General features: G+C 39.4%; 13 protein-coding genes. 2 read left to right on the forward strand and 11 right to left on the reverse strand.

Features of this window, described 5'->3' with window-relative positions; all coding sequences use genetic code 11:
- From FTU83_RS04465 to FTU83_RS04480, 4 genes are read right to left on the reverse strand one after another with little or no spacing between them, the layout of a single operon-like run.
- The gene (locus FTU83_RS04465; RefSeq protein ID WP_180105747.1) at window positions 1-1,542 is read right to left on the reverse strand and encodes a TnsD family Tn7-like transposition protein; all 1,542 of its coding nucleotides are present in this window, start codon (window positions 1,540-1,542) and stop codon (window positions 1-3) included.
- A 25-nt stretch (window positions 1,543-1,567) separates the two neighbouring features.
- The gene (locus tag FTU83_RS04470) at window positions 1,568-3,250 is read right to left on the reverse strand and encodes an AAA family ATPase (protein WP_180091953.1); all 1,683 of its coding nucleotides are present in this window, start codon (window positions 3,248-3,250) and stop codon (window positions 1,568-1,570) included.
- Window positions 3,247-5,367 (reverse strand): Mu transposase C-terminal domain-containing protein, encoded by a 2,121-nt coding sequence (locus tag FTU83_RS04475; protein WP_180033628.1) that lies wholly within the window; start codon window positions 5,365-5,367, stop codon window positions 3,247-3,249. Before FTU83_RS04475 ends, FTU83_RS04470 begins: the two co-directional genes overlap by 4 nt.
- Complete coding sequence (locus tag FTU83_RS04480; protein ID WP_180003570.1) at window positions 5,354-6,157, reverse strand: TnsA endonuclease C-terminal domain-containing protein; 804 nt, start codon at window positions 6,155-6,157, stop codon at window positions 5,354-5,356. The genes FTU83_RS04475 and FTU83_RS04480 overlap by 14 nt, the downstream gene beginning before the upstream one ends.
- 429 nt (window positions 6,158-6,586) lie before the next feature.
- On the opposite strand from FTU83_RS04480, the gene FTU83_RS04485 reads away from it, so the two are divergent.
- Both FTU83_RS04485 and FTU83_RS04490 read left to right on the forward strand, forming a co-directional pair.
- Window positions 6,587-6,853: a DUF1778 domain-containing protein gene (locus FTU83_RS04485; protein WP_180003568.1), complete on the forward strand. Its 267-nt coding sequence runs from the start codon at window positions 6,587-6,589 to the stop codon at window positions 6,851-6,853.
- Window positions 6,843-7,328 carry a GNAT family N-acetyltransferase gene (locus FTU83_RS04490; RefSeq protein WP_180003567.1) on the forward strand — a complete coding sequence of 162 codons (486 nt, stop codon included), beginning with the start codon at window positions 6,843-6,845 and terminating at the stop codon, window positions 7,326-7,328. Before FTU83_RS04485 ends, FTU83_RS04490 begins: the two co-directional genes overlap by 11 nt.
- A 595-nt stretch (window positions 7,329-7,923) precedes the next feature.
- Here the strand turns inward: FTU83_RS04490 and glmS are convergent.
- The 7 genes from glmS to ribBA are packed head-to-tail and all read right to left on the reverse strand — an operon-like array spanning window position 7,924 to window position 14,655.
- Window positions 7,924-9,762: a glutamine--fructose-6-phosphate transaminase (isomerizing) gene (glmS, locus tag FTU83_RS04495; protein ID WP_180105746.1), complete on the reverse strand. Its 1,839-nt coding sequence runs from the start codon at window positions 9,760-9,762 to the stop codon at window positions 7,924-7,926.
- A gap of 12 nt (window positions 9,763-9,774) precedes the next feature.
- Complete coding sequence (gene glmU / locus FTU83_RS04500) at window positions 9,775-11,139, reverse strand: bifunctional UDP-N-acetylglucosamine diphosphorylase/glucosamine-1-phosphate N-acetyltransferase GlmU (protein WP_180105745.1); 1,365 nt, start codon at window positions 11,137-11,139, stop codon at window positions 9,775-9,777.
- 21 nt (window positions 11,140-11,160) lie between these two features.
- On the reverse strand, window positions 11,161-11,637 hold the full coding sequence (locus tag FTU83_RS04505; protein WP_180003656.1) for a phosphatidylglycerophosphatase A: 477 nt from the start codon (window positions 11,635-11,637) through the stop codon (window positions 11,161-11,163).
- Between the two features lie 22 nt (window positions 11,638-11,659).
- On the reverse strand, window positions 11,660-12,577 hold the full coding sequence (gene thiL / locus FTU83_RS04510; RefSeq protein ID WP_180105744.1) for a thiamine-phosphate kinase: 918 nt from the start codon (window positions 12,575-12,577) through the stop codon (window positions 11,660-11,662).
- Between the two features lie 20 nt (window positions 12,578-12,597).
- On the reverse strand, window positions 12,598-13,047 hold the full coding sequence (gene nusB / locus FTU83_RS04515; protein ID WP_078191534.1) for a transcription antitermination factor NusB: 450 nt from the start codon (window positions 13,045-13,047) through the stop codon (window positions 12,598-12,600).
- Between the two features lie 4 nt (window positions 13,048-13,051).
- Window positions 13,052-13,522 (reverse strand): 6,7-dimethyl-8-ribityllumazine synthase, encoded by a 471-nt coding sequence (gene ribE, locus FTU83_RS04520; RefSeq protein WP_067765591.1) that lies wholly within the window; start codon window positions 13,520-13,522, stop codon window positions 13,052-13,054.
- Window positions 13,523-13,533: 11 nt separating this feature from the next.
- Entirely contained in the window at window positions 13,534-14,655 is a 1,122-nt protein-coding gene (gene ribBA / locus FTU83_RS04525) for a bifunctional 3,4-dihydroxy-2-butanone-4-phosphate synthase/GTP cyclohydrolase II (RefSeq protein ID WP_078191533.1), read from the reverse strand.
- Between the last annotated feature and the right edge of the window lie 185 nt (window positions 14,656-14,840).

The following is a 14,840-nucleotide window of genomic DNA, read 5'->3' on the forward strand; positions in this document are numbered from 1 at the left end:
TCACCCCCAAATACTATTAAAAAATCTACGAGCTTCTGGCGTTAATCGTTCAGGGCTTAATCCGGATAGTCGAAGAAAAACACTCGGTGGATAGAACTGATTTTCAGTGTATTGGCGAATAAATGTTCGTGTAAGACGGCGTATTTGATAACAATCTGCAGACTCAGCGTAACGCTCTAGAAAGGCGGTGGTGAGTGGTAAAAACCTCCAGTTTTTTTCAATCATACTTACCGAGCCAAGTTGCTTAATAAAAAACTTTTTTGTCCATTGTGGAGAGTCGAGATCTTCTAATAATTGATCCCGGATTTTGATGAGTTGTTTAATCAATTGTTGATCTCGCTTTTTCCAATCTACACGTGGCTTGGGAATGGCTGAAGGTAATACCACAGCAGATTTATTTGTCAGTAATAGCCAGTTCTTATGATTACGATATAACCGAGCGTAAAGTGCAGGATCACATTGACGTGCCTGCTTAACAGAATTTTTCTGAATTAATTTTGTCCATTGTTTTTGATCTTCAGATAATATCATATCTATTTTATTATTAACCCATACAGGGGGAGCTTCGTGCTGCTGATCTAAGTTTGTTTTTTCTATAGATGCTAAGCTAACATATTGCTTATATGTTTCAATTGGTTTTTGCTCTGGAACCAGCGATTTTAATACAATGCAATGCTCAAGATAAGAAAATGCTTTACGATGTTTCCTGCACATATTTTTGAGCCAGCAGTTCTCAGAAAGAAGATCATCTAAATGATAGTATTTAAGAAAGCTTTCGCCCCAGTAATCTAAGACAAGGTGACGAATTTTTTCGTAGTTGATATTTTTTTGACCTGACAGTAAGCCTCTGTCTTTCAATAGATTGAAGTAGGCATTTGATAAAATCGAAACATCTTGTACTGCAATATGGCTAGATTGAATAAGTAGATCCTCGATTATTTTTGCTAACTCTAGATGACGCTTTAAGTCTTGTGAATTAATAAAAAGTTGTGAGGAGTCAATAAGGACATTTAAATGAGCATTATAAAATCTTCGGTCTAGCCCATTGCAAGGAACAGAGCTGACAAAAAGGGCAGATTCATGCTTTATGCAATATTCATATCCTGTAATCTGCCAGCTGCGTTTCCAGTAAACTTCACCATATTGCTCCATCTGTTCTTGCCAGCAATGAGGGCAGAACCGAAAAAAATTTACAGATTTGATTCGTGACGCATTTTTTCCCAACTTGGTATGTAATGATTGATACTGTTCACCCTGTAATACATGTACAGCATAACGCATCACTGTATCAGGTTGAAATGGTTGATAAATTGGTAATAAGGTGTGGCGGTTGATTAAATAGAGTGCATCATAGCAATCGGGTAAATAACTAGCCAATTTTCCTATATGAGATGGTAAATCGTAAGTTGGCGTCAAATTTCTATTATTGAATAATTCTTCAGTAAGGTATTTGGGACTTAAAATTCCATTGTGAATAGCATAACGTGCAATCACGCTGTAAATTAACTCATCTGGATATGGTATTGGAAAATTTGAAATCATAATACACTTACTCTCTATTTTTTGTTTAATGCAACACAGGAGAGGTGGGATCAAACAAATAGTGAGATGATTTTAATAGCTCATAAACATCTACTTCCTTTTCTTGTGCTTGACTGAAAAAATTCCGTAAGTCATTGGCTTCAGTGCTCTTCCATTCTTCTGCTTTCATGACTTTGCGTGATGTTCTTGGTTTTCTTACCGAAGTTGTGGTCTGAGGCTGGTCCAATTTATCTTTTGCTACAGAGCCGTCTAATACTTCCAGAATATGCTGGAGTAGTACCTGTAAGTTCTCGTTTGGATATTTTTTTAATGCAGAAGTGACATGCAGATCTATTGTAGCAGCCGGGTGACCAAAGGCTGTCAGCATACCAATGAGGGTAGAATAATGCGGTCCTAAATCTTTATGCTGTTTTTCCATTTTTAATTCAGATTTAAAACGTTGTTTTTCAACATATTCTTCAATTTGAACTTGAGGGATGGTTAGGTCAGAATACCGTGCAATACGTGCGGGATTGCCTGAACGCAGTGCATCTAAAATGTCGTGGACTGGCTGTAATTGTTCTTCATAGACCTTTTTAAATAATTCTGAGGTGATTTTTTCCAGGCCGATGGTGATGGCGTGAATTTGTACCAGACAGAACAGCTTAACCACTAAATCTGGAATGCCCTGCGTATAATAATACCAAGTGTTTCTTAATTCATCGGTCAGTTCAGCTGGTTGTTGAATCCATTGATATTGCCACAGCTTGTTGGTAAAGGCATACCATTCAGAAATGATCATTTGATCAGGGTCGCCAGGATCGGGAATAGGCGCTTCATTTCGCATAGGTTCCCAGATTAAAGAGCCTAATCCTGCACTGCGTCTAGCTGACCTTAAGTCTTCTTGCAGGATTTCATTCGCTTTAGGTGTCCCAATCATCACGATAGGGATCGATGCCACATTCACCAGCGTGACAAAGAAATTAAGAATGATCTCAGCCCCGCCAGATTTTTTTGTATTCAAATGCTGGATTTCATCAATGATCAGAAGTCCAATAGAATAATTATTTGCGATAATTTTCATCTGTTGCAGCATTGCATTCACATTTAAGCGGCTTCTGGTGAAACGATGCTCAAAGTTAGTATCTCCTAATGCTAAATCTACTGCTCTAAAAAAGTTTGAACATAAGTTTTTTAAAGAGCTGTCATGCGGGCAATCAATTTTAAGGAAAACAATTTGTTTTAATCCTAGCTCTTTATGCTCAATCACTTGCGGGTAATAACGCAAAATCTTGTTCATCGTCGTTGTTTTGCCGCTTCCTGAGCATCCTATAATTGACATGCTGGTCGCAGTTGATTCTGGAGGTGCATATCGGTAAGAACTTTCATTTGATGGTTCAAGTTGTTGAAAAGCGGCGTGTAAATGCCTTTGTCTATCACCATTATTGATGTTTCTACTCACGTAACCTTGCCGGATCATGATAGAAATTTTTTGTTCCAGTGATAGATGTTTGGTCAGTGGTTGAAAAAAATCATGAGGCAGCTGAGCAATCAGATGGATTCTTTCTGGTTGGGGTAAGAAACGTTGTTCTGGAATAAATTTCAGTTTTCCCCGTAGGTGTTTAATGACTGACTTTGTATCAAGGATAGGCGGTAATTTAGTAATGAGAGGATTATCCCCATAGATGTCTTGTATCGATGTATTAACTACTATTTCATTATTATTCATTCTTCATCGTCCTCTTCAAATAATTGTCTCATTAAGTCTGGTTGACTGGTTAAATCCAGATTGCTGCTGTCAGATTGGGATATTTGAGAATTGTCTTGGTTGGGATTGATAGTCTGGATAGAATTGCTGGGTCTGTTCTGGAGATGTTCCGCACGTTCCACTTGGATAGCTTCTTGTTTATTCTGACGGATATCCCGAGTACGTTGTGCTTTAGAAAGTTGGTGTACTCCTACTTGAGCCTGCCGACTCTGTGCTGCATGAATGATTTTGTCAGTAAAATCCTGCAATTCACTGATGGCTACAGACTTTAGTTGCGAATGCTGTTTTTCAACAGTTTTGATCGCTTTTTGAATTTGTTCAGCTTCCCACCAGGTCAGATGCTGATATTGACGTGAGGCATCACTTAAGTGGGCTTCCCAGTATTCCAATTTATTTTCATCAAAGAAAACATAAATGGTATTTACTGAGTATGGGTCAAAACCAATCCGCAACTTTTTCGGGCGGGATTTGGTCGTGTTACGAATAAACCAGCCTTGTTGATGCATTTCCAAACATTGATAGACTAATCCTTTGACTTTAAGTCCTTTATCACTTAAGGATGCATCGATCCTAGGTAGCAAGCCAACATATAGTGATTTGTTATCCACTTGTCTCAACATCCCAGTACGGTGCTGTAGACCCCACTGCCAGAGCTTAAGGGGGGTAGAAGGCAGGTCAGTCGGCATATCGGCACTACGATCGTATTTCGTCAAAATATCAAAATTATTGCGTAACAAGACGCAGCTTAAGATGATTTTTCTGAACTCTTCCAGAGTTAGACAAGCTTCTAGTCGATAATCATGTCCGCCTTTCTTTTTTTCCTTGAATCCAGAAACAACACCAATATTCTCGTAGGATTTAAAGCGTGACTGAATGATTCCAAAAGCCCTCTCCACAATACCTTTGGCATCGCTTCGATACGGTGGCGCATTTTCAATACGAACAGAAAAGTTTTTTTCAAGAAGTTCAATTTGATAGCCAATTAGTTCACCGCGGTCTGCAAGTATGGCACCAGGTAAACCATAAATAGGCCAGTCTTCTGGTTGTATTTGCAAGCCATAACTCTGACAGAATGTCACTTTATCTTGGATTGCAACGCTGAGGCATTGTATAGCTGTGTTAAATGAACTGTTTTCCATACCGACATAAAGTCCAGTAATCATCCTGCTGAATACATCGATAACAATATATACGGTAGGTCGGCCAATAATCTGTGATGGATCTCGTGATGATACTAGATAGATGTCAGCGACTGTTGAATCTATCTCATAACGTGCACCAGGACCATTTGCTTGCTTGGTCGCTGTTGAAGTCAGAGGTTTGTGATCTTTCAGGGTTTTCTGATTCTTCAGAATTTCCTTGGAATTGTTCTTATTTCTATATCGCGTATTATAAAAGTAGTAGAATTGAGCATACGTTGGAATATCTCCAGCTTGCACTTGATGAAAGTGCTTGGAAAATAAATTTTTAAACCGAAGATAAGTTTCGTTAATGGATTGTTTTTTGACAGGAACTAAATACTCTTCGATGGCTTTCTTAAAATATAATTCAACCTGTTCAGTAACATTCTTACCTTCATTTGATTCATAGATGCGTGGTCTGCCAATTTTTTTATCACCTATCGTTCTTTTTTGGCCTTTTCCACCTGAGTTTTCATAGTCCGGTACCAAAGCATTTATCGTTTGACCACGCTGCCAGTAGCGTCTTAGGAGTCGTAGAATTTTATTAATTGATACTTCTTTCTCTAGATGTAGAGTTTTAATTTTTGCAGTCCTGATTTTTGCATTGATAAGAACTTGTTCATCATTAATTAAATCTTGAATAATTAAAAAGTTTTCATCTCTTTTTTTGAGTTGAATAGAATCTTCACTCAAGTTTAATCGTTTTAAGTATTCATAAGGATCTTGCGCTGGTATCAGGCTTTGATCATCTGAGAGAGTTTGAAGTTCCTTAGACAAAATGAGTTCAGGAAAAGCATTTTTATTATCAATCGCAATCCATACCGTATACTGCGGTAAGAATTTGAGTATTCGGTATTGTGTTGAATTCAAGATGTAAACTGAATTAATTAGTTGCATGGACTGTATTCTCATTCTGGAGCAAATTACTTGCATGAATATCAGAGAGTTTAAGCTCCAAGTACGAAATTTCTAGATTAAATTGAAGTATTCGCAGTGCAAATAATTTTCTAAACAATGCGAGCGTCGCTCCGATACCCATTTTTTGAGTTTGGTCAAAATGCTTACAAAATTGGATTAATGAGCTTTGAGGGTACTGGCTAATTTCTTCCATAAAATAAACTGCTAGATCGATCATGTGATTTGTTATTTCAAGGTCATTTTTTTCTACATACAACCATTTAATGTTCTCTAGTACCGTAGCAGGAATGTCTTTTTCAGTAATCAACTTGAACGGCGTATTGTGCTCTTCTTCCCAGTAGCGACGTTTAATTTCTAATGACTCAATAACATGAGCTTTATTCAGATCTTTGCTGTAAAGAGTGTCAAGGGCTATAGAAAACTTACCAAAATCAACTAAAAAATCTGAAGATAGGGTAAAAGGTATATAGTCAATCGACACTTTTTTCATTCGGAAACGAGAACAGATGGAGTTAAGATCATAGATATCCAAAGGATAATGCTCGCGAATATCTGTAACGTTCTGATTCCAGTCAAGCAGTAAAAAGGTAGATAGCTCTAGATCAGAAAATAAGTGATGAAGACGTTTACTGACACGGCCTTGTACTCTGTGAGAGCGACCAATTGAACTGAAGTTTTGAACAGTTTTACAAGGTTTATAATCGCGTCCATGGCCCTGGCCATACCCTTCTGTTACTAGTTCTTCATAGTTTTTTATAATTTTTGCCATACAGAAGACCTGTGGGTTTTGGTGGATAATTAATCATATCTGAAGCGGGTTAATTTTGTATTTAGCAAAAACATACAAACTTAAATATATTTATATACAAACAAAATTTTATAATTTTTATTTAATTATTTATTTAATTCAGCAACTTAATAATTAATATGGTATTTTAATACTCAATTAATGAGTTTAAAAAAACGTTGATGATAGGCAAAAGTATTCAAATTACATCTTAGTAAACATCGTTGCATATTCTTATGTAAACCAATTGCATATTCAGACTCAAACCCGACCATTCATTCTGGTTCATAGTAAAATGCTTATTTTCTATTCCAAATATTTTAGAACAAAATATGTAAATTTGGATCTTAAAGTACTACCTTAATCTGCTATAATTTGTACATCATTATGATGTACAAATTGGTGGAAAATATGGCTAACTTAGCAACAGAACGAATCAATGTTCGTTCAACCGTAGATGCAAAGAATGTAATTGAGCAAGCTGCGAATTTATTGGGTCTTAGTGTGAGTTCCTTTATGATCCAATCCTCATTTGAACGAGCAAAAGAATTACTTAAATCTAATCACGAGTTAAAAGTAAATAATGCTGATCGTGATATGTTAATGAATTTGCTTGAAAATCCACGCCCTGCAAATGAAGAGATGAAAAATTTAATGAGTTTATTGGATGAAAATTGAGGTTTTACAAGCCCATCATCAGAAAAAATCATTTAATTGTGGGCAAGATGATTTAAATAAGTTCATAAAACAATACGCATCCCAACATCAGAAATCAGGAACAAGTAAAACCTATGTTGCTATTGATGATGCACAGGTGAGGGGATTTTATTGTCTATCAAGTACCTCTATAGGATTTGATGGGGTTGATGCTGTTCTCACTAAACGATTACCTCGTTATCCCTTACCTTGTGTGGTTGTGGGTCGCTTTGCCGTTGATCAAGCAGCACAGGGGCAAGGAGTTGGAAAAGTACTTTTAGCACATGCTCTTAAACAAGTTTCAAAAGTTGCTCAAATTATTGGCGTAAATTTTGTTGTAATACATGCTAAGGATCAAAAAGCTATGGAGTTTTATCAGCGGTTTGGCTTTATCTCATTAACATCAAATCCATTAACATTAATATATCCAGTGAATGAAATACCTCATTTTAAATAAGGTGGGCTGCTAGTAACAGGAATAGCTAATAGACTTATTCAGAGTTTGCACATAGTTCCTTATCCCTTATTTTGCTTTATGACCAAATACTGCGTCTAATTATGGTAATTTAATTAAGTTTGTTTTATTTTTTATCTTAAGTTGTTGATATATCTTATTCATTGTTTTTTATTTTTAAAATTAAGTTTGTATTAATATTTACTATCTTTAATTCTAGATGAAATTAAGTTTGCATAATATTCTTCCGCATTTAAAATGCGAATTCTTGCGCAGAAAGGCGAAGCATACTTTAAATAAAAATGAAATTTTTTCAAGGTGAGGTCAAAAAGGAATGCTTTTTGAATCTAGGGTGAGATTTTTATATATTTATCTAATTGAATATATTAGTAATAATTTTATATTTCTGGTTTGACTCTAATTTGAATTTAATTATATTAAAAACCCTGTAGACTTGGTGAAGAATCACTGGTTCTACAGGGTGGGGGGTTATTCGTTTACTTCATTAATATCCAAACTTAAATAATTAAATCTAAACTTAATTATTTGGTACAAACTTAATTATACGAACACAATTCCAGCCCTTGATCAAAAATTATTATTCCACCGTCACTGATTTTGCCAAGTTACGTGGCTGATCGACATCTGTTCCACGCAGCACTGCAACATGGTATGAGAGTAATTGCACGGGTACGCTGTATACGATTGGTGACAAGATTTCATTCACACTTGGCACATAAACCACGTGTTGACGATCTTTCGCTTTGATGCCGCTGTTTTCATCTGCAAAAACAAACAATTCACCACCACGCGCTTGCACTTCTTCCATATTCGATTTGAGTTTATCCAACATGTCATCTTGTGGAGCAAGAATCACCACAGGCATATCATTATCAACCAGTGCCAATGGACCATGTTTTAACTCACCAGCCGCATAACCTTCAGCATGGATGTATGAAATCTCTTTGAGTTTCAAAGCACCTTCAAGGGCGATAGGGAACTCAGTTCCACGACCCAAGAATAGACAGTGATTTTTTTCAACAAATAATTCTGATAGACGTAGAATCTCAGCATTATTTTGTAAAGTATCTAAAATCACTTTTGGTGTATGCCAAAGCGCTGCAATAATTTCAGAAACACGGTCAGTTGAAATGCTTTGCTTAATTTGACCAATTTTCAATACCAATAGCATCAGTGCCGCAAGCTGTGTGGTAAATGCTTTGGTCGAAGCAACACCAATTTCAGGGCCTGCGAGCGTCAACAAACTGTAGTTGGTTTCACGGACCATCGACGAGGTTGCCACGTTGCAAATAGTCATGGTGGTGATATTCAAGCTTTTCGCTGCTGCACGCTTTTGTGTATCACGCAGTGCAGCTAAAGTATCGGCTGTTTCACCTGATTGAGAAATACAAACATACAGTGTGTTATTCACAATCACAGGCGAGCGATAACGGAATTCACTGGCAATTTCGACTTGGCAAGGCACGTCAATCAGTTGTTCAAACCAATATTTGGCAATCATGCCGGCATGGTAGCTAGTACCACAAGCGATGATTTGCACTTGTTGAATTTGGCTGAAATCTTGTGCTGCATTGGCCAGGAAATCATCACGAAGCGCATTACCATTTAAGGCTTGTGAAATCGTTTGTTTAATCGCTTCAGGCTGCTCATAAATTTCTTTGAGCATATAGTGTTTATATTCACCTTTTGAAGCATTGCTTACAGTCGCATCAAGCTCTTTGATTGGACGATTCACCAATTTACCCTCGACGAATACTTCAATGGTATTACGTGTCAAACGTGCAATATCACCTTCTTCAAGGTAGATAAAACGGTTGGTAATCGGTAAAAGTGCCAATTGATCCGAGCTAATAAAGTTCTCGCCAATACCGACACCAATCACAAGAGGTGAACCTTCACGCACCGTGATTAATTCATCAGGATGGTCGGTATGTACGATACCCAGTGCATAAGCACCTTTGAGTTGAGGCACGACACTTTTAACTGCTTCTAAAAGACTCGGGGTGCTTTTTAAAGCGTCATTGACTAAATGTGCAACAACTTCTGTATCTGTTTGTGATGTAAAGACATAACCAAGCGCTTCAAGATCATCTTTAAGCTCTTGATAGTTTTCAATAATGCCGTTATGAACAACAGCCACATTGCCTGAAATATGCGGATGGGCATTATTTTCAGTCGGTTTACCATGGGTTGCCCAGCGCGTATGTGCAATACCGACCGAACCTGCGATATCTGCTTCTTCAACGGCTTGTTCAAGATTTGCAACTTTACCTACGCGACGTTCACGTAGAACATGGCCTTTATTAATCAGCGCTAAACCCGCAGAGTCATAGCCACGATATTCAAGACGCTTTAAGCCTTCAATTAAAATATTGGTAATACTACGTTCTGCAACGCCACCGACAATACCGCACATAATTTAATCCTCTTATTTCTTCAATTTTTGGGGACGTTGATAGTTTTCTTTGGCAAATTGCTTCGAACGTTCTACCGCTAGGCTATTGTCTGCCACGTCATGTGTAATGGTTGAGCCAGCACCCACTGTTGCACCATGACCAATAGTGACAGGAGCGACTAATGAGCTATTTGAGCCGATGAAGGCTGAGTCACCAATAATGGTTTTAAATTTGTTTGCGCCATCATAGTTGCAGGTAATGGTGCCTGCGCCAATGTTTGAACCTGCACCGACTTCTGCATCACCTAAATAGGTAAAGTGGTTGGCTTTTGAGCCTAAGCCGACAGTGGTATTTTTAACTTCAACAAAGTTACCAATATGCACTTCATTGGCCAATTTTGCGCCTGGGCGTAAACGTGCAAATGGACCGATTTGAGCGTCTTCACCAACAATGGCGCTGTCAAAAACGCTATATGGTTGAACTTTAGTACCTGCCGCAATCTTGGTGTTTTTAATGATACAACCTGCACCAATTTCTACGTTATCACCGAGTTCAACATCACCTTCAATAATCACGTTGATATCGATACGGACATCTTGACCAACAGTCAATGTACCACGTAAGTCGAAACGTGCAGGATCAATCAGGTGAACGCCTTGTTGCATCAGTTGTTTAGCTTGGAATGCTTGAAATTCACGTTCAAGTGCAGCCAATTGTACGCGGTTATTGACACCTTCCACTTCGAAAGCGCGTTCTGGCTCAACAGATGCCACTTCGAGACCGTCAGCAATTGCCATAGCAACGATATCGGTCAGGTAATATTCACCTTGCGCATTGTTGTTGCTTAATTTTGGCAACCATTCATGTAATTTGGCATTACTTACTGCATAAATACCGGTATTAAATTCTTTGATTTTACGTTGTTCTTCAGAGGCATCTTTGTGTTCAACAATGGCTTGAATTTTGCCATTTTCACGTACAATACGACCATAACCTGTCGCATCATTAACCGTTAGGGTTACTAAGCCAATACCTGTTTGAGCAGATGCATCTAATAGTTTTTGTAATGTTGCTTCAGTGATACAAGGCACATCACCTGAGAGAATCAAAGAAATCCCAGTTTTTGCTAGGACAGGCAGAGTCACTTTGACTGCATGGCCTGTACCCAATTGTTCTGCTTGTTCAACCCATTTGACATTTTCATGTGCAAACGCGTTTTGAACCAATTCACCGCCATGCCCATAAATGGTAATTATTTCTTCTGCATTTAGTTTTTTCGCAGTGTTGATGACATGGCCGAGTAGAGGTTGTCCTGCGAGGGGTTGTAATACTTTGGGTAAACGAGAACGCATACGTGTCCCTTTACCTGCAGCAAGAATAATAACGCTAGTAGACATGTTTAATCCTAGGTGTTTCTATTACATAGACAAAATATAAAAATAAATACAGATGCAAAGCGCGGCCCAAAGACCCGCAATTATGTCGTCAAACATGATGCCAAAGCCACCACCGACTTGACGGTCAATGACACGAATAGGCCACGGTTTCCAGACATCAAATAAACGGAATAAAGCAAAACCAATCAATGCCCAAGTCCAGCTCATTTGCCCAAGATATAAAATCGGGAGGAAGGTAATGGACTGACCGGCAAATTCATCCCATACGATGCGGCCATCGTCATGGACACCCATGACTTTGGCGGTTTGACCACAAATATAGATCCCAATAATCGACATGAGGATCATGACTATAATGGAGTTGAAAAAGCCGATTGCAAGCCAACCTGGAATAAACAACAAAGCAAAAGCAGAGCCAAAGGTACCCGGTGCTTTGGGTGCAAGACCCGAGCCAAATCCCACGCCACAAAAGGCGATGACTCGGTTAAACCAAGACATGGATTTAAAGTTAATGGCTGGCTTATGCAAAATGCTGGTATCCCTTAAATTTTATGACTTGGTCAACACCGTGGTTGTTATAACGGATTCCCAAATTAGGGGTGATTTGACCGATTTTACTAATGTTTACATCTAATTTTAGTTGCAGAAGTTTTTTATAATTCTGCGGACTTATTGTAAAGCATAACTCATAGTCATCTCCACCCGCGAGGGCGTATTGCCACTGCTTTTCTTGTTGTAATTGTTTTACATCGGGATCGATAGGAAGTTGATCTAATTCAATTTCTGCACCGACGTGTGAAGCAGCGAGGATATGTCCTAAATCTTGTGCGAGCCCATCAGAGACATCAATCATACTGTTGGCTAAGCCTTTGAGCTGTTGGCCTAATAAGCAACGGGGTGTGGGATAATCTAAACGGTGCTGTAAGCGATGACCTAAATGGTTTAAGCCAAATGCAGCATCACCGACTTGTCCGCTGACGCAGATATAATCACCGATTTGGGCACCTGAACGCGGGACGGCTTGTCCCGATTCAACCCAGCCGAGGGCTGTGACTGAAATCGTCAGATGAGGACTTTGTGTGGTATCACCACCAATTAAACTCACACCAAATTGATCGCAACAATTATATAAACCCTGACTAAAGCCTTTGAGCCAGTCATGATCAATTTGGGGTAGGCTCAATGCCAATAAAATACTGTGTGGTTTGGCACCCATTGCAGCAATGTCAGAGAGATTGACGGCAACAGATTTCCAGCCGATGGCATGTGAGTTTGTGTCGAGGGGAAAGTGACGCCCAGCAACCAGTGTATCGGCACAGATGACCAATTGTTGCTGTGGAGGAGGGGTGAGCAAGGCTGAGTCATCACCGACCCCTAAATCGACAGAATTAATATTCTGACGATTAAAATAGGTATCAATGATCGAGAACTCAGCCATACAACGTACTACTTAAAAAATTAATTAGCTTGTTGTTTTTCTGCTGCACGCAATGTAGTCGCTAAACGATCCAATACACCATTGATGTATTTGTGGCTGTCTGCACCGCCAAAATGTTTAGCTAACTCGATCGCTTCATCTAACACGACGCGATATGGAATCTCAAGATGTTCTTTGAGTTCATATGCACCAAGACGAAGTGTTGCAAGTTCAACACCATCTAAAGCGTCCACTTCACGATCGAGCACAGGGATTAAAAGCGCATCCAATGCTTCATGATTGGCAACAACCTCGGTCAATAACTCGTGGTAATAGCCGAGGTCGACCTTGTGCATGGCATTATCCACACGTGTACGTGCTTCAATCTCATGGACAGGATTACGGCTCATTTGCCATTCATAAATTCCTTGTACAGCAAAGCGACGTGCTTTACGTTTTGCTGCATAAGTTGCTTGAAGTGTTTGCGACATAGCGTTAAATAGCCTTTAACAAGTTAACCATTTCAATAGCAGTCAAGGCAGCTTCACTACCTTTATTGCCTGCTTTTGTACCTGAGCGTTCAATCGCTTGTTCAATACTATCCGTAGTCAATACACCATTAATTACTGGTAAGCCAGTGTCTAGACCAACAACGCCTAAACCTTTGGCACATTCGCCAGCAACAAAATCGAAGTGAGGCGTGCTACCACGAATCACTGCGCCAAGCGCGATGATGGCATCGAAACGATCTGAAGCTGCAAGTTTTTTTGCAACCACAGGAAGTTCCCAAGCACCCGGTGCATGAACAACAGTGATATTATCCTCTGATACGCCATGACGTTTCAATGTATCAACGGCACCTTCTAGCAAATGTTCAACAACAAAGCTATTAAAACGACCAACTAAAATCGCATAACGGTCTTCGTTCGCGAGATGTAACATACCTTCAATACGGCGAACTGCCATAGCAACCTCGATTATTTCTCTGATGTTTGATTTGCGGTGATGTATTCCACCACTTCTAAGTTAAAACCTGATAGTGCATTAAAGCGTAGTGGAGAGCTGAGTAGCTTCATTTTTTCCACGCCTAAATCACGTAAAATTTGTGCACCCACACCAATGGTTTGATACTGCTGAGACAGTGCCGCATTGGATTTAACATTTTTCGGTGCAGTTAAATTTTCTAAAGCAGGGCCTAAGTCCTGTAAATGACGCTGACCGATCCACACTAAAACACCACGATCGCTGGATGCGATTTCTTTGAGTGCTTTATCGAGATTCCACGCCGGAGCACCATCTTGTTTATTGAGTTTTAATAAGTCACGAACCGGGCTGAAACCATGTACACGGACTGTGGTTACCCCTTGTTTCGGTTCGCCTTTAACCAGTGCCAAATGAATGTCTGGGTTACCAATTTCACGGTAACGGAACAATTCAAAAGTACCGTATTCAGTATCTAAAGTTTGTTGATCAATGCGCTCAACGGTTTGCTCATTGGTCATGCGGTAGTGAATTAAGTCCGCAATCGTGCCCATTTTTAAGCCATGCTTTTCAGCAAAGACTTCAAGATCTGGGCGACGCGCCATAGTGCCGTCTTCATTGATGATTTCACAAATCACAGATGCGGGTTCTAGGCCGGCTAAACGCGATAAATCACAGCCTGCTTCAGTATGACCGGCACGGTGAAGGACACCACCAGGCTGTGCCATCAGCGGGAAAATATGGCCTGGCTGTACGATATCAGCCGGTTTAGCATGTGCAGCCACCGCTGTTTGAATGGTGTGCGCACGTTCAGCAGGAGAAATACCTGTTGAAATGCCATTTGCTGCTTCAATCGACAATGTGAAGTTTGTACCGTGCTGTGCACCGTTTGCATCGACCATTAAAGGTAAATTTAACTGCTGGCAACGCTCTTTACTTAAGGTTAAGCATACAAGACCACGCGCATGCGTAATCATGAAGTTGATATCTTCAGGGCGTACGTGGGTCGCAGCGATGACAAGGTCGCCTTCATTTTCACGATCTTCATCATCCATCAGGATGACCATTTTACCTGCACGAATATCAGCTACGAGCTCTTCAACAGTATTGAGCGGCATCAATCTTCACCTTTTTGTTTGTATCGAATGACATTTACTTGCATTGATTGTTGCATAGTCTAACGTTTTTTTGCGTTCTTTGCCTATGCTTATCATTTTCCTTTAATGGCTCATTGTTATACACAGTCGTCAGAACCTTGAAAAGAGGACTTTATTTGAATTGTGCCATTTATGCCCAATCTTTA

It is taken from the genome of Acinetobacter sp. YH12152, from assembly GCF_013418285.1.
GTDB classification, from domain to species: domain Bacteria; phylum Pseudomonadota; class Gammaproteobacteria; order Pseudomonadales; family Moraxellaceae; genus Acinetobacter; species Acinetobacter amyesii.